Below are 20,037 nucleotides of genomic sequence, written 5' to 3'. Positions count from 1 at the left end.
ACTTGTTCTATTTTCGCGGAGTCCGCGCCCGCAGAACAGAACGGAACCCGCCCTCGTGAGCGCTCGAGCCTCTGGTCCCACCCTCAGCCGTCGCGGTCTTCTCGGAGCAGCCGCCGGAGCAGCCGTCCTTGCAGGCACGGGATGGACGCTCGCGGGTGCGGTACCGCTCGGCGACCCGGCAGCCACGATCCCGGCGCCGCCGGACTTCCCGGCCGACATCCCGCTCTCGCAGCAACAGTTCGTCAACTGGGCGAAGACCATCCGGTTCGACGCGGTGTGGACCGCGACCGCGCGCACCGCCGACGACGTCGTCCGCCTCGCGAACTGGGCGCACGCCCACGGCTTCCGCATCCGTCCCCGCGGATCGATGCACAGCTGGAGTCCGCTCACCCTCGAGGCCGGGCAGGACATCGAGAACGTCGTGCTGGTCGACACCATGTCGCAGCTGAACCAGGTCGTCGTCGACGCGGACGCCGCACCTCCGCGCGTGACGGCCGGAGGGGGCGCGAGCATCGAATCCATCCTCACCACGCTCGAAGCGAACGGACTGGGCTGGGCCAACTCGCCCGCCATCGGCGACATCTCCATCGCGGGGGCACTGTCGATCGGTGCCCACGGAGCCACCTACCCGGCGGCGGGGGAGACGGTGATCCCCGGCCAGTCGTTCGGCTCCCTGTCCAATCTCGTCCTGGCTCTGACCGCCGTGGTGTGGAACCCGTCGGCCGCTGCCTACGAACTCCGCGAGTTCCGCCGCGCCGAACCGGAGATCAGACCCCTGCTCGCCCACCTCGGACGCACCTTCGTCACTTCGGTGACGCTGCAGGCCGGAGCGAACTACCGGGTGCGCTGCCAGAGCTTCACCGACATCCCGTGGCGCGAACTGTTCGCCCCGCCCGGCTCGCCGGGGCGCACTTTCGAGCGCTACGTCGAGGAGCACGGGCGGGTCGAGGCGATCTGGTTCCCCTTCACCGAGACACCCTGGCTCAAGATCTGGTCGGTCTCCCCGGAGAAGCCCGCCGCCTCCCGCGAGGTGCAGGATCCGTACAACTACTACTTCTCGGACAGTCTGCCCGAGGAACTCACCGACCTGCTGGGACAGGTCGTGCGTGGCGCCCAGGGCGTCACACCGACCTTCGGTGCGTCGCAGTTCGGTGCGGTGGCAGCGGGACTCGCAGCGACCGGCACGAAAGATCTGTGGGGCTGGTCCAAGGACCTGCTGTTCTACCTGCGCGCCGCGACCCTGCGCGTGGTTGCCGGTGGCGGTGTCGTCGTGACGAGACGCGACAACATCGCCCGCGTCATCAACGAGTTCACGACGTGGCTGCACGAGCGGATGACGCACTACGCCTCGCTCGGGCAGTACCCCGTGAACATGCCGTTCGAGGTACGTCTGTGCAAGGTCGACGACGCCGACGAGGTGCTCGTCGACGCCGCCGGTGTGCCCGACCTGTCGCCGGTGCGTCCCCGCCCCGACCGGCCCGACTGGGACACCGCGATCTGGATGAACGTCGTCTCCATCCCCGGAACGGCCGGGATGCCGGCCTTCTTCCGCGAGATGGAGCAGTGGATGGCCGCCCACTACTCGGGCGATTACGCGACCTTCCGGTCCGAGTGGTCGAAGGGTTGGGCGTTCGACGACGAGGGCGGCTACCGCGACCCCGGTTTCCTCGGTGAGACGGTGCCGGCCATGTACCGCACCGGCCTACCGTCCGGGCAGGGTTGGGACGCCGCGCTCGCGGCTTTCGAGCAGTACGACCCGCACCGGGTGTTCAGCAACCGGTTCCTCGACCGGTTGCTGCCCTGACGTTCCGCTTCAGCACCCCGTGTGCGAGAAGGCCCGCATGTAGCCGGCGGTCTATAGGCGTACGCCCATGCCCAGTACGACAGGGCGATGTCGGCCGGGCTGGCGGCCATGATGAGTTCGCCGTCGAAGCATCGGTCGAGGATGAAGCGCGCGCGGGAGACGTGCGGCACGAACGTCACGACGATGACGCTGTTCCAGCCGCGCTGCTCCGCGAGACGACGCAGTTCCATGGCCTCACCGCGCGTGGTCGGCGGGTCCGGTTCGAAGCACGTGACGGGGAATTCGTAGCGCGGGTGGTCGCACAGGTCCGTCAGCCAGACGTCCTTCGCGCCGTTGGGATTCGACACCACGACCTCGGGTGCGAAGCCTTCGAGTGCGAGTTCGAGCGCGTAGGGATAGCGCTCGTAGATCGCACCGCCGAGAACGAAGATCGCGTCCGCCCGGCGATACGGGCTGAGGTTCTCGATCTCGATCTGCGGGGCCACGTAGACGGGAAGGCCCGCGGCGATGATCGCGCACGCGACGAGCACGAGGACGGCGAGCCACCGTCGTCGCCGGGGGCGTGGTCTGGTGAGTGTGGAACCTCCGGAGTTCTCCGGTGCGTCCTGCCGGGAGGCCCTGTGTCGTCGCGTCATCCGCCGAGTCCGTTCCCGCCCGACCAGAGCCGAGGCGTCTCGCGAGTGCGGTGCCGCCTTTCAGTTTAGGGTATTCAAGTCTGTTTTAATCCCTAAAAACCGACTTGAAGAATCTTTTGTGACGGGAGGGGACGTCCTTTTCCGGAGAGGTGAACAAGGTGCCCCGGAACGCGGTCAGGGCACCTTCTCCGTGAGGAGAAAGTGCCCTGACGAGTTCTTCCACGAGTCGGGGTGGCGGGATTCGAACCCACGACCTCTTCGTCCCGAACGAAGCGCGCTACCAAGCTGCGCCACACCCCGTATTGAACCTCGGTCAGCTTACAACACGAGTCCGCAGAAGATTAAATCGGCTGGTCAGCGACGTAACCCGGCGCGCTCTGCCGAATCACCGCTGGCCTGCTGCGCGGTGTCGCGCGAGGCCGGAACGAGGGCCAGCAGGGTGGCCTCCGGACGGCAGAAGAACCGGGCGGGAGCGAACGGCGACGTGCCGATACCCGCGGAGACGTGCAGTCGCATGTGGGCACCCCAGCGCGACGCGCCCTTCACCCGCGACCGGTCGATCCCGCAGTTGGTCACCAGCGCGCCGTAGAACGGCAGGCACAGCTGGCCGCCGTGGGTGTGGCCCGCGAGAACGAGGTCGTAGCCGTCCTCGGCGAAGCGATCGAGCACCCGCGGCTCGGGGGAGTGAGTCATGCCCAGTCGCAGATCGGCCGAGGGATCGGCCGCACCTGCGATCGTCTCGTACCGGTCGCGGTCGAGATGCGGGTCGTCGACACCGCCGACGGCGATGCGCACGCCGCCGATCTCGATGTCGCGGCGCACGTGCGTCATGTCCTGCCAGCCACGTTCGGTGAACGCCGCACGCAGGTCGCCCCACGGGAGCGGAGGCCCGTAGACGCGGTCGTGGTCCTTGTCGAAGTAGGCCAGCGGATTCTTCAGCACGGGAGCGAAGTAGTCGTTGCTCCCGAAGACGAACAGACCCGGGCGGGCGAGGAGTCCGCCGAGGGCCTGGACGACGGCCGGAACGGCCTTCGGGTGCGACAGGTTGTCGCCCGTGTTCACGACGAGATCGGGCTCGAGGCCATCGAGTTCGCGCAACCAGTTCTGTTTCAGCTTCTGATTGGGAGTCATGTGCAGGTCGCTGATGTGCAGGACCCGCAGTGTCGACGCGCCGGGCGCGAGCACCGGCACCGTGACCTCGCGAAGGGTGAACGCGTTCCGTTCGATCAGCGTGGCGTAACCGAGGCCGAGAGCGGCGGCGCCGGCAGCACCGAGGGTTACGCGGCGAATTGCAGACAGGTCAGGCACTTCTCCAGCGTACCGCCGTGCGTGGTCCTCGCACGTGGTTCGCCTGCCCCGCGTAGCGTTTCCGGCATGAGCGACACCACATCCTCCCTCGAATCCAGGCTGCGGACCGACCTGACCGCAGCGATGAAGGACAAGGACAAGCTGCGGACCGAGACCCTCAGGATGCTGCTCGCGGCGATCCGGAACGAGGCGGTGTCCGGCAAGGAGGCGCGTGAGCTGTCCGACGACGAGGTGCTCCAGGTCCTCGCGAAGGAATCGAAGAAGCGCGGCGAGGCCGCCGAGGTCTACACCGAGAACGGACGCGGAGAGCTCGCGGCCAAGGAGCACGCCGAGGCACGGATCATCGACGAGTACCTGCCCACCCCGCTCACCGATGCCGAACTCGTCGACGTCGTCGACACCGCCCTCGCGCGCGTTGCGGAGGAACTCGGCACGCGGCCGGGTCCGAAGAACATGGGCCAGGTGATGAAGGCCGCCACCGAGATCGCGGCAGGCAAGGCCGACGGCAAGCGCCTGTCCGCAGCCGTGCGTTCACGCCTGTAAACCGACCGTGGAAGCCCTGCGGCTCAGTTGTCGGGGCGGCTCGGTGTCGTCGTGGGAGTGGACTCCTCCTCCGCCGGCGGACTCGACTCGCTCTGCTCGAGCTCCCGTCCCGGGATGGGCGCGGGCGTCGACCGGCGGGTCGTGTCGGGCACCTCGCGGTCGCGCGGGCGGGCCGGGGTGGCGCTCGTGGTGGGAGCGACGCGGACCGATCCGTCGCTGATGAACAGCGTGACCGTCGATCCCGGGACGGCCGAGCCGCTCGGGGACGTACCCGTCACCGTTCCGGCGCGTTCCTCACCGGCGATCGTGGCCTCCGAGACCGAGAATCCGGCGTCCTGCAGTCGCTGCACCGCGCGGTCCTTCGACAGGCCCGTCACGTCCGGAACCTGGGCGTTGCCCGCGCCGCGGACGTACCGGGGATCGGGGGCGGGCAGTTCGATGGAGCCGAACTTGTTCGCCACCGGCAGCATCGCTGAGAACCATGTCCGCGCCGGTTCGGTACCGCCGAAGAGGTTGCCGTCGTAGCAGGGGCGGACCGGACCCGAGCAGATCTGGCCGGGAGTGGGGGAGTCGCCGTAGGTGTAGACCACGCCGGCGAACCGGTTGGTGAAGCCGAGGAAGGCCGACGACATGTGCGACTCCGTCGTACCGGTCTTCGCCGCGACCGGCAGGTTCCAGCCCACCGACCCCGCGGCGCCCGAAGCGGTACCGCCGGCGGAGGTGTCCTTGCTCATCGCCGTCGCGAGGGTGTCGGCGAGACCGGGCTCGACCGCCTGCTCGCACGCCTGCTGCGTGATCGGCACGGGCTTGCCCTCGCGGTCGAACACTTCCTCGATCGGGCTGGGCGGGCACCACTTGCCGTGCGAGGCGAGGGTTGCCGCGACGTTCGACAGCTCGAGCGCGTTGATCCACGTCGGGCCGAGCGTGTACGAGCCGAGGTGCTGGTTCTTCTGCATCTCGGCCATCGACTGGTCGCCGAAGCCGGAGGTGCGGGGTTGCAGGTACGACCGCAGACCCAGGCGCACCGACATGTCGACAACCGCGTCGACGCCGGTCGCCTCGATGAGCTTGACGAACGCCGTGTTCGGTGACTGTGCCAGCGCGTCGGTCACCGACAGTCGCGACGGATACGGCGCGGCGTTCTCGACGCAGTAGTAGTTGGCCGGGCAGCCGCGGGCACCGCCGTCGCCCAGACCGCGGGCGTTGTAGCGGGACGGGACGTCGAGCACGGCAGAGGTGCCGAGACCCTGTTCCATGGCGGCGGCGACGGTGAAGATCTTGAAGATCGACCCGGCGCCGTGACCGGCCAGCGAGTAGGGCTGCGGCTGGACCGTCTCCTTGGCCTCGGCGTCGAGACCGAACTTGCGGCTCGACCCCATGGCGAGGACCTTGTGCGAATCCTGGCCCGGCTCGATCACGTTCATCACCGAGGCCACGTCGTCGACGGTGGGGCTGGTGAACCGGTCGAGCGACTCTTTGACGGAGTTCTGGACCTCGGGGTCGAGGGTCGTGCGGATGAGATATCCGCCCCGGTCGATCTGCTCGCGCGACAGGCCCGAGTTCTCGAGATACTGCAGCGCGTACTCGCAGAAGTAACCGCGGTCGTCGGCAGCGATGCAGCCGCGGGGGAGCGTGTTGGGCTCGGGCAGCACGCCGAGCGGCAGTTCCTTCGCGGCGCGGATCTCGTCGGCGCGCTCCGGGATGTTGTCGATCATCGTGTCGAGCACGATGTTGCGACGGGCGAGCACGCCGTCGGGATTGGTGTACGGGTTCAGCGCCGAGCTGGACTGCACCATGCCCGCGAGCATCGCGGCCTGCGGGATGTTCAGGTCCTTGGCGTCGATGCCGAAGTAGGTCTGGGCGGCGTCCTGGATACCGAACGAACCGTTGCCGAAGGGGACGAGGTTCAGATAGCGGGTGAGGATCTCGTCCTTGGTGAGCTGATCGTCGAGGGTCAGCGCCATGCGGATCTCACGGATCTTGCGGGCCGGCGTCGTCTCGATCGCCGCGCGGCGTTCGGCGTCGGTCTTCGCGATCACGTGGAGCAGGTAGTTCTTGACGTACTGCTGGTCGATCGTGGAGGCGCCCTGCTCGACCTGACCGCTCGTGGTGTTGGTGAGGAACGCGCGGATGGTGCCCTGCCAGTCGACGCCCTGGTGCTCGGGGAACCGCTTGTCCTCGATCGAGACGATCGCCAGTTTCATCTCGTTGGAGATCTGGTCGCTGGGCACCTCGAAGCGACGCTGGTCGTAGAGCCACGCGATCGGCTCGCCCGCCTTGTCGACCATGGTCGTCACGGCTGGGACGACACCTTCGACGAGCTCTGCGGAACTGTTGTCGACGGTGTCCGCGGCTCGGTTCGAGACGTACCCGAAACCACCCGCGGCCGGGAAGAGCATCCCTGCTACGAGAACGCCGCCGAGGGCCGTGCAACCAGCGAGCTTCGCCACCGTTCTTCGGATCGACACGCCTACACACTACGTGGCGAGGGACCGGCCGGCCGTTTCCAGGGAGCGGGCGTGGCACGACGGGCGAGGTGAAAACGCCTCCGACGTGGGACTTTGTACGTGCGTACCAGAAAAGGTTTCGTTCGCCTTGCGCGTGGGCATCAGTTTACCTAGATTGAGACATCAGTGTGACGCAGATAACACCTTGACGGGCAGGTTTTGCGCCGTTGCGGCACACGGACGGCGCAGACCTCGAACACCGCGAACCGGCGTTCGGAAAGTAAAGGGGCAACTGAATGCACATGACCACCCCGACGACCCGACTCGACGTCGACCAGGCCGAAGCGCGTATCGCTTGGGTCTCCAAGGCTCGCTGCCGCGAAGTCGATCCAGATGAACTGTTCGTGCGTGGCGCAGCGCAGCGCAAGGCTGCGGTGATCTGCCGGCACTGCCCGGTGATGCTTGAGTGCGGGGCGGACGCCCTCGACAACCGTGTCGAGTTCGGCGTGTGGGGAGGCATGACGGAGCGGCAGCGTCGTGCTCTCCTCAAGCAGCATCCCGAGGTCGAGTCCTGGGCTGATTTCTTCCAGGCGCAGCGACAGCACCAGAGCGCGGTCTAGTCACCACCTCACCGGTACACGAACCGCCGAGATCATGACCCGCGAGACATCACGCCTCGCGGGTCAATTGCTCGCCCACCGCCCGCAGCGCCTCGAGATCCGAGACCTCGAAGGGCAGCGAGGGCACCCCGACCACGGGGACGGCAGGGTTCGCCGCGGTGAAGTTGCGTAGCAACCGCAGCTCCCGCTTGGCGATCACGGCCCGGTGCGCGTGGATGCGGAGAACGGCCTCAGCGGCCTTCGCGTCCACGCCCTCCTCCTCGGCGAGCTGGTCCGCCGCGGCGAGGGCGTGATCGGACGGCAACGCCGACAGTGTCGGATGGGTGCGGTTGAGCACCAGGCCCGACAGCGGCATGCGATCGCCCGACAGTCGTTCGACGAAGAACGACGCCTCGCGCAGGGCATCGGGTTCGGGTGCCGCGACCACCATGAAGTGGGTTCCCGGCTGCTGCAGCAACCGGTAGGTGCGGTTGGCGCGCTCGCGGAAGCCCCCGAACATCGAGTCCAGCGACTGCACGAAGGCCGACGCATCCGACAGCATCTGGCTCCCGACGATCGTCGAGACCGCCTTGAGCGCGAGCCCCATCGCGCCGGTCACCAGGCGGCCGAAGCCACGCCCGGGTGCCGTGAAGATCCGGATCATCCGCCCGTCGAGGAAGGCCCCGAGCCGCTGGGGAGCGTCGAGGAAGTCGAGCGCGTTCCGGGACGGCGGGGTGTCGACAATGATGAGATCCCACTCGTCGCTCTGCGCGAGCTGACCGAGCTTCTCCATCGCCATGTACTCCTGCGTGCCGGAGAAAGACGACGCCACGGTCTGATAGAAGGGGTTGTCGAGGATCTGCTGGGCCTTCTCCGGCGTCGAGTGCTCGAGCACCATGTCGTCGAAGGTGCGACGCATGTTGAGCATCATCGCGTGCAGCTCGCCCTTCGCCTCCGGCCCGAGCTCCACCTTCTGCGGTGAATTGTCGAGCGAGGCGACCCCGAGGGCCTGTGCCAGTCGCCGCGCCGGGTCGATCGTGAGCACCACGACGCTACGGCCCCGCTCGGCCGCGCGCAACGCGAGCGCCGCGGCGGTGGTCGTCTTGCCGACACCTCCCGACCCGCAGCACACGATCACCCGGGACGAGCGGTCGTCCAGGATGCGGGCGACGTCGAGGACCTTCCGGATCGGTGCGTTCATCGGACACCCTGCTCGGCGAGGACGTCGGCGAGTTCGTAGAGGCCACCGAGATCGACACCGTCGGCGAGGGCCGGTAGGGACATGCGTGCCACCTTCACTTCGTCGAGTTGAGCGGCGCTCACCTGTTGCGCCTGGAGTACCGCGGCGTGCTCGATGGTCTCGGTCAGCAGGCCGGCGAAATCGTCGTCGGAGAGCTTGATGGACACCTTCTCCAGCGTCGTCCGGATCGCGGGCCCGGCGATGCGGCCGGCGGCGACGTCGTCGACGAGTTCCTCGGGCAGGTGCTCGGGAGCGGTGCGGTTGACGATGACCGTCCCCATCCGGAGATCGGCGGCCTCGAGTTCCTCCACCGCGTCGGCCGTCTCCTGCACGGGCAGAGCCTCGAGTAGGGTCACCAGATGGACGACGGTCTGGTCGGAGTGCAGCAGCCGGACCACACCCTCGCTCTGCGACCGAATCGGACCGGACTTCGCGAGATCGGCCATGGCCTTGGTGACGTCGAGGAAGCTGCCGATGCGGCCGGTGGGCGGGGAGTCGACGACGACCGCGTCGTAGACGGGTGCGCCCGACGCGTCTGTCCGTACCACGGTCTCCTTGATCTTGCCGGTGAGGATGACGTCGCGCAGACCCGGCGCGAGCGTGGTCACGAACTCGATCGCTCCCATCCGTCGCATCGCGCGACCTGCGAATCCGAGGTTGTAGAACATGTCGAGGTACTCGAGGAAGGCCGCCTCGATGTCGATCGCGAGAGCCGACACCTCACCGCCACCCGGCGCGGTCGCGATTTTCGTCTCGACCGGCGGGAGCGGCGGCACGTCGAACAGCTGCGCGATGCCCTGACGTCCCTCGGTCTCGACGAGCAGGACCTTGCGGCCTCCGGCGGCGAGCGCCAGTGCGAGCGCCGCGGCCACGGTGGACTTCCCGGTGCCACCCTTGCCGGACACGAAGTGCAGTCGCGCCTGGGCGGCGCCTGCCGGCCATTCGCCGGAATGTGATGTCGGAGATGCCACGATCACGAGCCTATAAGTCGTGGACGGTGAACGGTGCCGGATAAGGTCAGGATATGAGTGAAACCACCACATGGGAATACGCAACCGTGCCGCTGCTCACGCACGCGACCAAGCAGATCCTCGACCAGTGGGGTGCCGACGGCTGGGAGCTCGTCACCGTCCTGCCCGGCCCCACCGGTGAGCAGCACGTCGCCTACCTCAAGCGTCCGAAGGGCTGATCGGTGTCGCACAACACCTGGAGCGAACGCCTGACCGAACTCGGCATCACCCTGCCGCCGGTCGCCGCCCCGGTGGCGGCCTACGTACCCGCCGTCCGCAATGGCGACGTCGTCTATACCTCCGGTCAGCTGCCGCTGGCCGACGGGAAGCTGACGCACACCGGCAAGGTGGGTGCCGAGGTGTCAGCGGAGGAGGCGAAGACCGCGGCCCGCACCGCCGCGCTCAACGCGCTCGCCGCAGTCGACGGTCTCGTCGGACTCGACAACATCGCGAGCGTCGTGAAGGTCGTCGGCTTCGTGGCGTCCGCCGAGGGCTTCACCGGACAGCCCGGCGTCATCAACGGCGCGTCGGAACTGCTCGGGGAGATCTTCGGTGAGGTCGGCGCGCACGCCCGCTCGGCCGTCGGCGTCGCCGAACTGCCCCTCGGCGCTCCCGTCGAGGTCGAGCTGATGGTGGAAGTACGCTGACGCCACCCTCCCCGATCGGAGGCGGCTCCCGACGGATCCGACACGAGAGGCACATGTGATGGCGCTGGTCCACCCCGCCTACGCGCAGCTGCGCCAGGTCACCGAGAACGCCGCGGTGATCCTGGCCGAGAACCCCTCGATCATGTCCCTCGAGGGAACGAACACCTGGATCCTCCGGGCCCCCGGCAGCGACGAGTGCGTCGTGGTCGATCCGGGTCCCCTCGACGAAGGCCATCTCGAGCGGATCGCGCAGGTGCCGGTGGCGGCGACCCTCATCAGTCACCGCCACTTCGACCACACCGAGGGTGCCGAGCGTTTCTCGCAACTCGCGGAATGCCCGGTGCACGCAGTGCTGCCGGAACACCGCCACGGCGGTGGGCAGCAACTGTCCGGCGGTGACGTCGTCGAGGCGGCGGGTCTGCGCATCCGGGTCGTCGCGACCCCGGGGCACACCGCCGATTCGCTGTCGTTCGTGATCGAGCAGGACCGCAGTGTGCTCACTGCCGACACCATCCTCGGCCGCGGCACGACCGTGCTCGACGACTCCGACGGCGACCTCGGCGACTACCTGCGGTCGTTGAGGTCGCTCATCGGTCTCGGCGGTGGCTACACGGTGCTGCCCGGGCACGGCCCCGAGCTGCCCGACCTCGAGACGATCGCGCGGGAGTACCTCGCGCACCGGGAGGGTCGGCTCGAGCAGGTGCGCGGTGCGCTGCGCACCCTCGGCGCCGAAGCCACCGCACGGCAGGTCGTCGAGCACGTCTACGCCGACGTCGACCCCTCGTTGTGGGGTGCGGCGGAGAAGTCCGTCAACGTGCAGTTGGAGTACCTGCGCAGCCACGGTTGAGTCGAAGCAGCTACGGCTGGGATACGCACATACGAAAGGCCGGGACGCGGCGAGCGTCCCGGCCTTTCGTATGTCCGTGGGTCAGCGAGCGCGACGCGCCAGACGCTCCGAGTCGGAGATCAGCACGCTCTTGCCCTCGAGACGCAGCCAGCCGCGGTGCGCGAAGTCGGCGAGGGCCTTGTTCACGGTCTCGCGGGACGCGCCGACGAGCTGCGCGATCTCTTCCTGCGTCAGGTCGTGCGTGACACGCAGGGCGCCGGCCTCCTGGGTGCCGAAACGCTGGGCGAGCTGGAGCAGTGCCTTGGCGACACGACCGGGGACGTCGGTGAAGATCAGGTCGGCGAGGCTGTTGTTGGTGCGACGCAGACGACGGGCCAGCACGCGGAGGAGCTGCTCGGCGATCTCGGGGCGCTGGTCGATCCACGCCTTGAGCGCATCGCGGTCCATGCTCACGGCTCGCACCTCGGTGACGGTGGTGGCGGTGGAGGTGCGCGGACCCGGGTCGAAGATCGACAGCTCGCCGAACATGTCGGACGGGCCCATGATCGTCAGGAGGTTCTCGCGACCGTCGGGCGAACGACGTCCGAGCTTCACCTTGCCGGAAACGATGATGTACAGCCGGTCGCCGGGCTCACCCTCGTTGAAGATGACATGGCCGCGCGGGAAATCTACAGGCTGAAGCTCTTTGATCAGCGCCGCAACCGCCGAGGGCTCGACTCCTTGGAAGATGCCTGCTCTGGCCAGGACCTCGTCCACGTGCGCTCCTTTTGGGAATGATTCGTCATCTACTGCCGGGTCTGCACGTCGACGGACTTCCTGGGCAGGTCACCTGTCAGGCGTACGAGCGCCCAGTCTATCGTGCGCGCTGCACGAGTGAGTGACCGATACCACGGAAACGATCGACGAACCCGATCATCGGTACCTCGAGGCTACCGGCAAGTAGTCGTTCAGCTGGCGCGGCGCGCGCGCAGATGACCGTCCGAATCGTCCGCTCCGTCGGTGCTCGGTCCGCGGCGGCGGCGACGCTGGAAGCGGGCCAAAGCCCCGGGGAAACCTTCACGAGCGAGTGCCGCGACATCGGCCTGGTCCGCTTTGTCGAGGAACTCTTCCACTTCCTGCTCACGGACGGACAACCGGTTCAAGCGCGCTTCGACACGTTCCATGGACAGTGCGAACAACATGAGCAGCACCGGGAAGAGGACGACAGCAAGAGCTTGCATACCCGGAAGTAAACACCCGCAAGGTCTCGGAAGAGACACGGGGCCGGATCCTGGGGAGAGTGTTTACGTAGAGTGGATCAGGTGCATGCCTCCCAGTCCGAGAGCCCCGAGACGGCCCCGCGCCGAGTGAACGGAAAGGCTCGCGGACCGGAGTCGCGACTGGCCCTCGTCCGTCGCGCGCGACGGATGAACCGGCGCCTCGCCGAGGCTTTTCCGCACGTCTACTGCGAACTGGACTTCACGAATCCGCTCGAGCTCGCCGTCGCCACGATCCTGTCGGCGCAGTGCACGGATGTGCGGGTCAACCAGGTGACCCCCGCTCTGTTCGCCCGGTATCCCGACGCCCGCGCGTACGCGGAGGCGGACCGCGCCGAGCTCGAGGAGTACATCCGCTCGACCGGCTTCTACCGCAACAAGGCCAACTCGCTCATCGGTCTCGGCCAGGCCCTGCTCGAGCGGCACGACGGCGAGGTTCCGGCCCGGCTGAAGGATCTCGTCGCGCTGCCCGGCATCGGCCGCAAGACCGCCAACGTCATCCTCGGTAACGCCTTCGATGTGCCGGGTATCACGGTCGACACCCACTTCCAGCGGCTCGTGCGTCGCTGGGAATGGACCGACGAGACCGACCCGGTCAAGATCGAGCACGCGGTGGGTGTGCTCATCGAGCGCAAGGAATGGACGCTGCTGTCCCATCGCGTGATCTTCCACGGTCGGCGCGTGTGCCACGCACGCAAGCCGGCATGCGGGGTGTGTGTCCTCGCGAAGGACTGCCCCTCCTACGGGACCGGGCCCACCGATCCGCAGACCGCGGCCACGCTGGTGAAGGGACCGGAGACCGAGCACCTGCTCGAGCTGGCCGGGCGGTGACGGAGTGCGTCCTTCCACAGCAGGCCGCTGGAGCCTGGCAGCTCTCGTCGTCGTCATCGCATTGATCGTCGCCATCTGGCCGCGCGACCGCAGCGACCCTCCGCCGGCCACCGGCCCGGGACCGGCCGCACCCGTGGACCGCCGGCCCCAGGACGGCGCGCAGGCCCTCGCTCCGCTGCGGGAGACCGCCGCACTCGATCCGTGCCCGCAGCCGGGCGGGTCCACGCCCGCTCCCGCCGGTCCGCTCGCCGGTCTGGTCTTCGAGTGCGTGAGCGACGGATCCTCCGTCGACCTCGCGGCCGCCCTCGCCGGAAGGCCCGCCGTGGTGAACCTGTGGGCCTGGTGGTGCGCTCCCTGCGCCGAGGAACTGCCGGTCCTCCAGGACTACGCCGCCCGGGTGGGCGAGGAGGTCACCGTCGTCACCGTCCACACCGACCCGAACGAGTCGAACGCCCTCGGCCGGCTCGCCGACTACGACGTGCACCTGCCGGGTGTGCAGGACGGCTCGGGTCGCGTACAGGCCGCGGTCGGCGCGCCCGCCGTCCTTCCCGTGACGGTGCTGCTCCGCGCCGACGGGTCGGTCGCCGCCGTGCTCCCCATCCCGTTCCGGTCGGCCGACGAGGTCGCCTCGGTCGTCGAGGAGCATCTGGGGGTGGCCGCATGATCCCCGAATGGCTCCGGCGTGTCGCCTCGGTGTCGCCGACCGACCCGCACGGTCTCAACCCGATCCTGAACCGTCGCGCCCCGCGCGACGCGCGGGTGCGGCAGGCCTCGGTGCTGGTGTTGTTCGGCGGGTCGCCGGAGGCCGATCCGATGGCCCGCGGCGGACTTCCCGCCGACGCCGACGTCCTGCTCACCCAGCGCGCCGCGACGCTGCGGCAGCACAGCGGGCAGGTGGCCTTTCCCGGAGGCGCCGCCGATCCCGAGGACTACGGCGCCATCCACACCGCACTTCGTGAAGCGGAGGAGGAGACCGGCCTGGATCCGTCCGGGATCCGGCCGCTCGCCGTGCTCCCCGAACTGTTCATCCCGCCTTCCGGCTTCGACGTGACTCCCGTGGTCGCCTACTGGGAGACCCCGAGCCCGGTCGGAGTGGTCGATCCGAAGGAGGCGACCCGCGTGGTCCGGGTGTCGCTGCACGAGTTGCTCGACCCCGACAACCGTTTCCAGGTCCGGCACCGTCTGGGCTATCAGGGCCCGGCCTTCCAGGTGGACGGGATGCTGGTCTGGGGTTTCACCGCGGGTGTGCTCGCGGGTCTGTTCGCGGTATCGGGGTGGGAGATCGAGTGGGATCACCACGACGTCCGTGATCTCGACGTCGTACTCGCCGAACTGGAGACGGGGGTGGTCGAATCATGACCGGATCGGGCTGGATCGATCTGATCATCGTGGTGATCGTCCTGATCGCCGCGTCCTCCGGGCTCCGGCAGGGTGCCGTCGCCTCGGCGCTGGCCTTCCTGGGTGTGCTGCTCGGTGCGGTCGCGGGCATCCTCATCGCCCCGCACGTGCTCGTGCACATCGACGATGCGCGCATGCGCATCCTCGCCGGCATCGCTCTGATCGTGGTGCTGGTGGTGATCGGCGAGGTGGCCGGCATGGTGCTCGGACGTGCCGCGCGCAGCGGCATCCACAGTCCGGGTGCGCGGGCGGTCGACAGCGTCGTCGGTGCCGGTCTGCAATCGGTCGCGGTGCTCGTCGCCGCGTGGCTGCTCGCCATCCCGCTGACCGCCACGACCCAGCCCGCCGTCTCCGCAGCCGTGCGGGGATCCCAGGTGCTCGGGACCGTCGACGACGTCGCCCCCGACTGGATGCGTGCGATCCCCAACGAGTTCTCGGCGTTGCTCGACACTTCGGGTCTGCCCGAGGTGATCGGGCCGTTCGGGCGTACCCCGATCGCCGAGGTGGAGGCACCCGACGGCGGTCTCCTCGAAGGATCGGTCCCGGCCCGGCTGCAGACGAGCGTGCTGCGCATCAACGGTGTCGCACCCAGCTGCCAGAAGGCACTGGAAGGATCCGGTTTCGTCGTGGCCCCTGAACGGGTGATGACGAACGCGCACGTCGTGGCCGGAACCGCAGCGGTGACCGTCGATACGGACGGCGGCCCGCTCGAAGCGACCGTCGTGCTGTTCGATCCGGAGGTGGACGTCGCGATCCTCGCGGTGCCGGGACTGACCGCGCAGCCGCTGGATTTCGCCCCGGAGCCGGCGGAGTCGGGTGACGACGCGATCGTGCTCGGCTACCCGGGCGGCGGTCCGTACACAGCGAGCGCGGCGCGGATCCGCGAGACGCTCGACCTGCAGGGCCCGGACATCTACCGCGGCGGCACCGTCGAACGCGAGGTGTACACGGTGCGCGGCACGATCCGGCAGGGCAACTCGGGGGGTCCGCTGGTCGATCCGTCCGGCGATGTCCTCGGCATGGTCTTCGGCGCGGCGGTCGACAACACCGACACCGGTTTCGTTCTCACCGGTGCAGAGGTGAGCCGGCAGCTGGAGATGGCCGGGGTGAATCAGCCGGTTGCGACCGGCGCCTGCATCGTCTGACGTCTGCCCGTCCGGCGGACGGGCAGATCAGTCGAGTCCGCGGACGAAGTCGGCGAGCAGTGCCGTCACCGCTTCGGGCTTCTCCTGATGGGCGTAGTGGCCGGCCCCGTCGACGAATTTCAGGATCCGTCCGGGGGCGTGCCGCACGCAGCGTCGGAGGGTCGCGGCGAGCACGTAGGGATCCAGCGCGCCGTGCAGCTGCAGGATCGGCAAGGTGAGCTCGACGTCCATGGCCTTCATGAAGCGGCGACCGTCGGGACGCCACTGGCTGCGGAACGCCCAGCGCTGGTATTCGAGGGTCAGGTGCGCCGTGCCCGGGATGCGGATCGCGGTGCGCAGCCGGTCGACGACATCGGCGAACTCGTCGGTGCGTCGCCAGTCCGGGCCGCACCGCACACGCATCAGCCGTTCGATCTCCAGGCCGTTGTCGCGAACCAGCTTCCGTTCGGGACGCCACGGCAGCTGGTAGGCGAGGAAGGTCGGCACCAGAGCCTTGCGTTGCGCGCGGTCGCGCAGGGTCGCGTCGCGCAGCGAGATGGGGTGCGGGGAGTCGACGACCGCGATGGCCCGCACGACATGCGGATGGATCACCGCGGTCGCCCAGCACACGAGGCCCCCGTCGGCATGGCCCACGAGGACCGCCTCGGTGTGCCCGAGCGCGCGGATCAGTCCCGCGATGTCGTTCGAGAGCGTCCAGCCGTCGTATCCGCGGGGCGGCTTGTCCGTGTCGCCGTAACCACGCAGGTCCACCGCGACCGCCCGGTAGCCGAGATCGGCGAAGGCGGTGAGCTGGTGACGCCACGACCACCACAGGTCGGCGAAGCCGTGCACGAACACCACGAGAGGTGTGTCCGGGTCGTGCGGACCGGCTTCGACGGCATGGAAGCGGATGCCGTTGGCGTGGATGTCTCGATGCGTCCACGGTCCGGGATACCGGACCGTGGACGGGTCGGGGACGGGCACTGGCTGTTCCGGTTCGTCAGCGGGTGACGCGGCGGGGTGCGGCGTGGCGCGGGCCGTCCGCATCGTGTCCGTCCTGGCTGCTCGGGAGGATCGACGCGGTCTGCTTGAGCGACTCGATGGTCTTGTTCGGTGCGCGCAGCTTCCGGACCCGCATATAGCCGATCAGGGCCAGCAGGCCCGTCACCACCAGCATGATCAGGAAGACGATGAGGAAGGCGAGCCAGCGCGCCACCCAGACATCGAGGAGTTCGGCGAGAAAGAAGAAGAAGAAGAACGAACTGAAGGTCAGCACGGCGAGCGCGAGGATGAAGAACAGGCTGCCCTGCACGCCCTTCTTGACCTCACCGGTCACCTCGGCCTTGGCGAGCTGGACTTCGGCGCGGAACAGTGTGGACAGCTGTGTCGCGGCGTCGCGTACCAGTTCGCCCACACTGGCATCGCGGGGTGTCGGAGCGTCCACCTTCGTCAACGGGATGCCCGAAATGCTCGACGGGACTCCGTTCTCCGGACGATTCGCGTTCGTCACGCTCACTACTCGACCCCTTCGGTTGGTTCGTTCCGTTGGCGGTGGGCGCGCCCACGCCGTAACAGTAGCGCCGACCCGAGGACAGAGGCGATCAATGATGTCACCAGCACGGCGGCCTTGGCGATCTCGGCGGGCTCGCCACCGTGGATGTCGCCGAGCGAAAGTTCGGCGATGAGCAGGCTCACCGTGAACCCGATGCCGCCGATCACGGCGAGCGCGAGCACGTCTCCCCACATCAGCCCGGTCGGGCGGGTGGCGAGACCGAGCCGGATCGAGATCCAGGTGGCGCCGAAGATCCCGACGGTCTTGCCGAGGAGCAGTCCGAGGACGACGGACTGGCCGACAGGATCGGTGAACACCTGGCCGAGCATCTCCGCACCGATGGGTACACCGGATGCGAACAGGGCGAACAGCGGGACGCACAGACCGGCGGACCACGGTTGGATGTGGTGGACCAGCCGCTCGGCGGGTGCGTAGTCCTCCCCGGGATCGGTGCGGACACGGGTGAGCAGGCCGAGGAGGACCCCGGCGACGGTCGCGTGGATGCCTGCGTTGTGCATGGCGTACCAGGTGAACAGTGCGAGCGGCACATACAACCACGGCGTGGTGATGCGCTTCTGCTGCGCGAACCAGTACGCCGCCGCTGCGGCCACTGTGGCGAGCAGCCACGCGACGGCGAGTCCCGAGGTGAACAGGATCGCGATGAGCGCGATGCCGATGAGGTCGTCGACGACCGCCAGGCTCAACAGGAACACCCGGGCGCTGGTGGGGATGCGCGAACCGGTGAGGGCGAGCACGCCGAGAGCGAAGGCGATGTCGGTCGCGACGGGGATCGCCCAACCCCGGTCCATTCCCGGCGCACCCCAGCCCACGACGGCTGCGATGACGGCAGGAAGGATCACGCCGCCGCATGCGGCGATCACGGGCAGGATCGCCTTCCTGCGATCGGCGAGTTCGCCTGTGACGAGTTCGCGCTTGAGTTCGAGGCCCGCGACGAAGAAGAAGACGGCGAGCAGGCCGTCCTTGGCCCAGTCGCCGACCGAGAGGTGCAGGTGCAGGAACTCCGGGCCGATCTCGAAGTCCCGCAGAGCGAGATAGGAGTCGCCGAAGGGGGAGTTGACCCAGATCAGCGCTATCGCTGCGGCGATGAGCAGCAGTGAACCGCCGACCGTCTCGGTGCGGAGGAAGCGACCCAGAGGTGCGGTCCAGGTGGGTGAGGAGGTGTCGGACACGGGCGTCTTTCGCTGGGCGGATACGGGCACGGGCGAACCGTCGCCGACCAGACTTCCCGGCACACCGGGGAAGAGTCTAACGCCGGACGGAGGGCGTCCGTAGGGGTGTCCGATTTGCGGTGGGCGGAAACTCGGGTGTTCACTTTCCTAGTAAGTGGGATCTGGTCTCAGAATGTGAGTGGAGTAGTGGGGATGGTTCAGTGAGCACATCGGTCGGAGTCGAGGACGGGGGTTCCTCGCTCGTCGCAGGCGTTCCGCGCCGGCGCATCGTCGTCGCCAGCATGGTCGGCACGTCCATCGAGTTCTACGACTTCTACATCTATGCGACAGCCGCCGTCTCGGTCTTCCCGCACCTGTTCTTCCCGCAGGGCAACAGCACGACCGCGCTGCTCGCCTCCCTCGCGACCTTCGGTATCGCTTTCGTCGCCCGCCCGGTCGGATCCGTCGTCTTCGGGCACTTCGGCGACCGCATCGGCCGCAAGGTCACGCTCGTCGGCTCGCTCCTGACGATGGGCATCGCGACCTTCCTCATCGGCCTGCTGCCGACCTATCACCAGGCCGGGCTCATCGCACCGGCGTTGCTGGCGCTCATGCGCTTCTGCCAGGGCCTGGGTCTCGGTGGGGAGTGGTCGGGTGCGGCGCTGCTCGCCACCGAGACGGCCGAACCCGGCAAGCGCGCCTGGGCGGCGATGTGGCCGCAGCTCGGCGCACCCATCGGCTTCATCGGCGCCAACGGCCTGTTCCTGATCATCACGCTGGCGCTCGGCCACGACAACGGCGATCCCGACCTGTCGAGCGCCTTCCTCGAATGGGGCTGGCGCATTCCGTTCCTGCTCAGCGCGATCATGGTGATCATCGGGCTGTACGTGCGGCTCAAGCTCGAAGAGACGCCGGTCTTCGCCAAGGCCGTCGCCGAGGGCAAGAAGGTCAAGACGCCTCTCGCCGAGGTGTTCAAGAACAGCTGGCGTGAGCTGATCATCGGCACCTTCGTCATGCTCGCGACGTACACGCTCTTCTACATCATGACCACCTGGGTTTTGAGCTTCGGAACGGGCAAGACCCCCGAGGAAGGTGGCCACGGTGCCGGTTTCCAGTACGCGGACTTCCTCGTGCTGCAGCTGGTCGCGGTGCTGTTCTTCGCCGCGGCGGTTCCCGTCGCCGGGTGGCTCGCCGACCGCTACGGTCGCCGCTCGACCCTGCTGGTCGTCACAGGCGCGATCATGGTGTTCGGCCTGTGCTTCCAGTTCCTGCTGTCGAGCGACGGCATGAGCTCCGGACGCATGCTGTTCTTCCTCATCGTCGGCATGCTGCTCATGGGTCTGACCTTCGGACCGCAGAGCGCGATCCTGCCCGAGCTGTTCCCGACCAACGTCCGCTACACGGGTTCCGGAATCTCGTACAACGTGTCGAGCATCCTCGGTGCCGCGGTGGCCCCCTTCATCGCGACGTGGCTGGCCACGAGCTACGGCGTCGGCTGGGTGGGCATCTACCTGCTGATCGCCGCGGCGACGACCTTCGTCGCGCTGCTCGTCGTCAAGGAGACCCGCGACCGGTCGCTCGACGAGGTGTAGTCGTACCGACCGCGAAAGGCCCCTTCCGGATCCGA

20 protein-coding genes, 1 tRNA gene and 1 pseudogene are annotated in these 20,037 nt (G+C 68.2%); 11 read left to right on the top strand and 11 right to left on the bottom strand.

Annotated features, from left to right (window positions below; all coding sequences use genetic code 11):
• The first annotated feature begins 55 nt into the window (after window positions 1-55).
• The gene (locus tag NVV99_RS20020; protein WP_024102808.1) at window positions 56-1,804 is read left to right on the top strand and encodes a cholesterol oxidase substrate-binding domain-containing protein; all 1,749 of its coding nucleotides are present in this window, start codon (window positions 56-58) and stop codon (window positions 1,802-1,804) included.
• 164 nt (window positions 1,805-1,968) lie between these two features.
• Here the strand turns inward: NVV99_RS20020 and NVV99_RS20015 are convergent.
• The 3 genes and pseudogenes from NVV99_RS20015 to NVV99_RS27130 all read right to left on the bottom strand — a co-directional run.
• A pseudogene (locus NVV99_RS20015) lies at window positions 1,969-2,439 on the bottom strand (YdcF family protein); the annotation flags it as partial.
• A gap of 226 nt (window positions 2,440-2,665) precedes the next feature.
• A tRNA-Pro gene (locus NVV99_RS20010) sits at window positions 2,666-2,739 on the bottom strand.
• Between the two features lie 54 nt (window positions 2,740-2,793).
• Complete coding sequence (locus NVV99_RS27130) at window positions 2,794-3,747, bottom strand: metallophosphoesterase (protein ID WP_024102809.1); 954 nt, start codon at window positions 3,745-3,747, stop codon at window positions 2,794-2,796.
• Window positions 3,748-3,813: 66 nt separating this feature from the next.
• Here NVV99_RS27130 and NVV99_RS20000 point away from each other — a divergent pair, with 66 nt between their 5' ends.
• Window positions 3,814-4,290, top strand: coding sequence for a GatB/YqeY domain-containing protein (locus NVV99_RS20000; RefSeq protein ID WP_006552434.1), 477 nt, complete (start codon window positions 3,814-3,816; stop codon window positions 4,288-4,290).
• A 23-nt stretch (window positions 4,291-4,313) separates the two neighbouring features.
• Here the strand turns inward: NVV99_RS20000 and NVV99_RS19995 are convergent, their stop codons facing one another.
• Window positions 4,314-6,740: a penicillin-binding protein gene (locus tag NVV99_RS19995; RefSeq protein ID WP_041803539.1), complete on the bottom strand. Its 2,427-nt coding sequence runs from the start codon at window positions 6,738-6,740 to the stop codon at window positions 4,314-4,316.
• A 293-nt stretch (window positions 6,741-7,033) separates the two neighbouring features.
• Here NVV99_RS19995 and NVV99_RS19990 point away from each other — a divergent pair, with 293 nt between their 5' ends.
• Window positions 7,034-7,357, top strand: coding sequence for a WhiB family transcriptional regulator (locus NVV99_RS19990; RefSeq protein WP_006552432.1), 324 nt, complete (start codon window positions 7,034-7,036; stop codon window positions 7,355-7,357).
• A 49-nt stretch (window positions 7,358-7,406) separates the two neighbouring features.
• Here the strand turns inward: NVV99_RS19990 and NVV99_RS19985 are convergent, their stop codons facing one another.
• Window positions 7,407-8,537, bottom strand: a complete 1,131-nt coding sequence (locus NVV99_RS19985) for an ArsA family ATPase (RefSeq protein ID WP_006552431.1) — start codon at window positions 8,535-8,537, stop codon at window positions 7,407-7,409.
• Complete coding sequence (locus NVV99_RS19980; protein WP_037217256.1) at window positions 8,534-9,547, bottom strand: ArsA-related P-loop ATPase; 1,014 nt, start codon at window positions 9,545-9,547, stop codon at window positions 8,534-8,536. Before NVV99_RS19980 ends, NVV99_RS19985 begins: the two co-directional genes overlap by 4 nt.
• A gap of 53 nt (window positions 9,548-9,600) precedes the next feature.
• Here NVV99_RS19980 and NVV99_RS19975 point away from each other — a divergent pair, with 53 nt between their 5' ends.
• Genes NVV99_RS19975 through NVV99_RS19965 form a run of 3 tightly spaced genes read left to right on the top strand, consistent with a single transcriptional unit; the run spans window position 9,601 to window position 11,080 of the window.
• On the top strand, window positions 9,601-9,765 hold the full coding sequence (locus NVV99_RS19975) for a DUF4177 domain-containing protein (protein WP_006552429.1): 165 nt from the start codon (window positions 9,601-9,603) through the stop codon (window positions 9,763-9,765).
• A gap of 3 nt (window positions 9,766-9,768) precedes the next feature.
• Window positions 9,769-10,233, top strand: coding sequence for a RidA family protein (locus tag NVV99_RS19970; protein ID WP_006552428.1), 465 nt, complete (start codon window positions 9,769-9,771; stop codon window positions 10,231-10,233).
• Between the two features lie 58 nt (window positions 10,234-10,291).
• Entirely contained in the window at window positions 10,292-11,080 is a 789-nt protein-coding gene (locus NVV99_RS19965) for an MBL fold metallo-hydrolase (protein ID WP_019290225.1), read from the top strand.
• Window positions 11,081-11,161: 81 nt separating this feature from the next.
• Here NVV99_RS19965 and NVV99_RS19960 read toward each other — a convergent pair whose 3' ends face one another.
• Together NVV99_RS19960 and NVV99_RS19955 are read right to left on the bottom strand one after the other, a co-directional pair.
• A complete protein-coding gene (locus NVV99_RS19960; RefSeq protein ID WP_006552426.1) occupies window positions 11,162-11,836 on the bottom strand; it encodes a Crp/Fnr family transcriptional regulator in 675 nt (224 codons plus the stop codon).
• Between the two features lie 191 nt (window positions 11,837-12,027).
• Complete coding sequence (locus NVV99_RS19955) at window positions 12,028-12,300, bottom strand: hypothetical protein (protein WP_024102811.1); 273 nt, start codon at window positions 12,298-12,300, stop codon at window positions 12,028-12,030.
• Between the two features lie 72 nt (window positions 12,301-12,372).
• Here NVV99_RS19955 and nth point away from each other — a divergent pair, with 72 nt between their 5' ends.
• The 4 genes from nth to NVV99_RS19935 are packed head-to-tail and all read left to right on the top strand — an operon-like array spanning window position 12,373 to window position 15,710.
• Complete coding sequence (gene nth, locus NVV99_RS19950) at window positions 12,373-13,167, top strand: endonuclease III (protein ID WP_006552424.1); 795 nt, start codon at window positions 12,373-12,375, stop codon at window positions 13,165-13,167.
• A 4-nt stretch (window positions 13,168-13,171) separates the two neighbouring features.
• Window positions 13,172-13,831 (top strand): TlpA disulfide reductase family protein, encoded by a 660-nt coding sequence (locus NVV99_RS19945; RefSeq protein WP_024102812.1) that lies wholly within the window; start codon window positions 13,172-13,174, stop codon window positions 13,829-13,831.
• On the top strand, window positions 13,828-14,526 hold the full coding sequence (locus NVV99_RS19940) for a CoA pyrophosphatase (protein WP_006552422.1): 699 nt from the start codon (window positions 13,828-13,830) through the stop codon (window positions 14,524-14,526). The genes NVV99_RS19945 and NVV99_RS19940 overlap by 4 nt, the downstream gene beginning before the upstream one ends.
• Complete coding sequence (locus NVV99_RS19935) at window positions 14,523-15,710, top strand: MarP family serine protease (protein ID WP_006552421.1); 1,188 nt, start codon at window positions 14,523-14,525, stop codon at window positions 15,708-15,710. Before NVV99_RS19940 ends, NVV99_RS19935 begins: the two co-directional genes overlap by 4 nt.
• A gap of 27 nt (window positions 15,711-15,737) precedes the next feature.
• Here the strand turns inward: NVV99_RS19935 and NVV99_RS19930 are convergent, their stop codons facing one another.
• From NVV99_RS19930 to nhaA, 3 genes are read right to left on the bottom strand one after another with little or no spacing between them, the layout of a single operon-like run.
• On the bottom strand, window positions 15,738-16,673 hold the full coding sequence (locus NVV99_RS19930) for an alpha/beta fold hydrolase (RefSeq protein WP_024102813.1): 936 nt from the start codon (window positions 16,671-16,673) through the stop codon (window positions 15,738-15,740).
• Between the two features lie 16 nt (window positions 16,674-16,689).
• Complete coding sequence (locus NVV99_RS19925) at window positions 16,690-17,205, bottom strand: phage holin family protein (RefSeq protein ID WP_024102814.1); 516 nt, start codon at window positions 17,203-17,205, stop codon at window positions 16,690-16,692.
• Window positions 17,205-18,431 (bottom strand): Na+/H+ antiporter NhaA, encoded by a 1,227-nt coding sequence (gene nhaA, locus NVV99_RS19920; RefSeq protein WP_041803540.1) that lies wholly within the window; start codon window positions 18,429-18,431, stop codon window positions 17,205-17,207. The genes NVV99_RS19925 and nhaA overlap by 1 nt, the downstream gene beginning before the upstream one ends.
• A gap of 200 nt (window positions 18,432-18,631) precedes the next feature.
• On the opposite strand from nhaA, the gene NVV99_RS19915 reads away from it, so the two are divergent.
• The gene (locus NVV99_RS19915; RefSeq protein ID WP_006552417.1) at window positions 18,632-20,002 is read left to right on the top strand and encodes an MFS transporter; all 1,371 of its coding nucleotides are present in this window, start codon (window positions 18,632-18,634) and stop codon (window positions 20,000-20,002) included.
• Window positions 20,003-20,037: the final 35 nt, after the last annotated feature.

The sequence above is a fragment of the Rhodococcus sp. PAE-6 genome (genome assembly GCF_025290685.1).
In the GTDB taxonomy this organism is placed as follows: Bacteria; Actinomycetota; Actinomycetes; order Mycobacteriales; family Mycobacteriaceae; genus Rhodococcus; species Rhodococcus pyridinivorans.
This window is presented reverse-complemented; position numbering and strand designations above follow the sequence as displayed.

Bases quoted from the DNA above. Each gene is read 5' to 3' on its own strand.
- NVV99_RS19990 (WP_006552432.1), top strand. From the start codon at position 7,034: ATGCACATGACCACCCCGACGACCCGACTCGACGTCGACCAGGCCGAA.
- NVV99_RS19955 (WP_024102811.1), bottom strand. From the start codon at position 12,300: ATGCAAGCTCTTGCTGTCGTCCTCTTCCCGGTGCTGCTCATGTTGTTC.
- NVV99_RS19940 (WP_006552422.1), top strand. From the start codon at position 13,828: ATGATCCCCGAATGGCTCCGGCGTGTCGCCTCGGTGTCGCCGACCGAC.
- NVV99_RS20000 (WP_006552434.1), top strand. From the start codon at position 3,814: ATGAGCGACACCACATCCTCCCTCGAATCCAGGCTGCGGACCGACCTG.
- NVV99_RS19985 (WP_006552431.1), bottom strand. From the start codon at position 8,537: ATGAACGCACCGATCCGGAAGGTCCTCGACGTCGCCCGCATCCTGGAC.
- NVV99_RS19965 (WP_019290225.1), top strand. From the start codon at position 10,292: ATGGCGCTGGTCCACCCCGCCTACGCGCAGCTGCGCCAGGTCACCGAG.
- NVV99_RS19935 (WP_006552421.1), top strand. From the start codon at position 14,523: ATGACCGGATCGGGCTGGATCGATCTGATCATCGTGGTGATCGTCCTG.
- NVV99_RS19975 (WP_006552429.1), top strand. From the start codon at position 9,601: ATGAGTGAAACCACCACATGGGAATACGCAACCGTGCCGCTGCTCACG.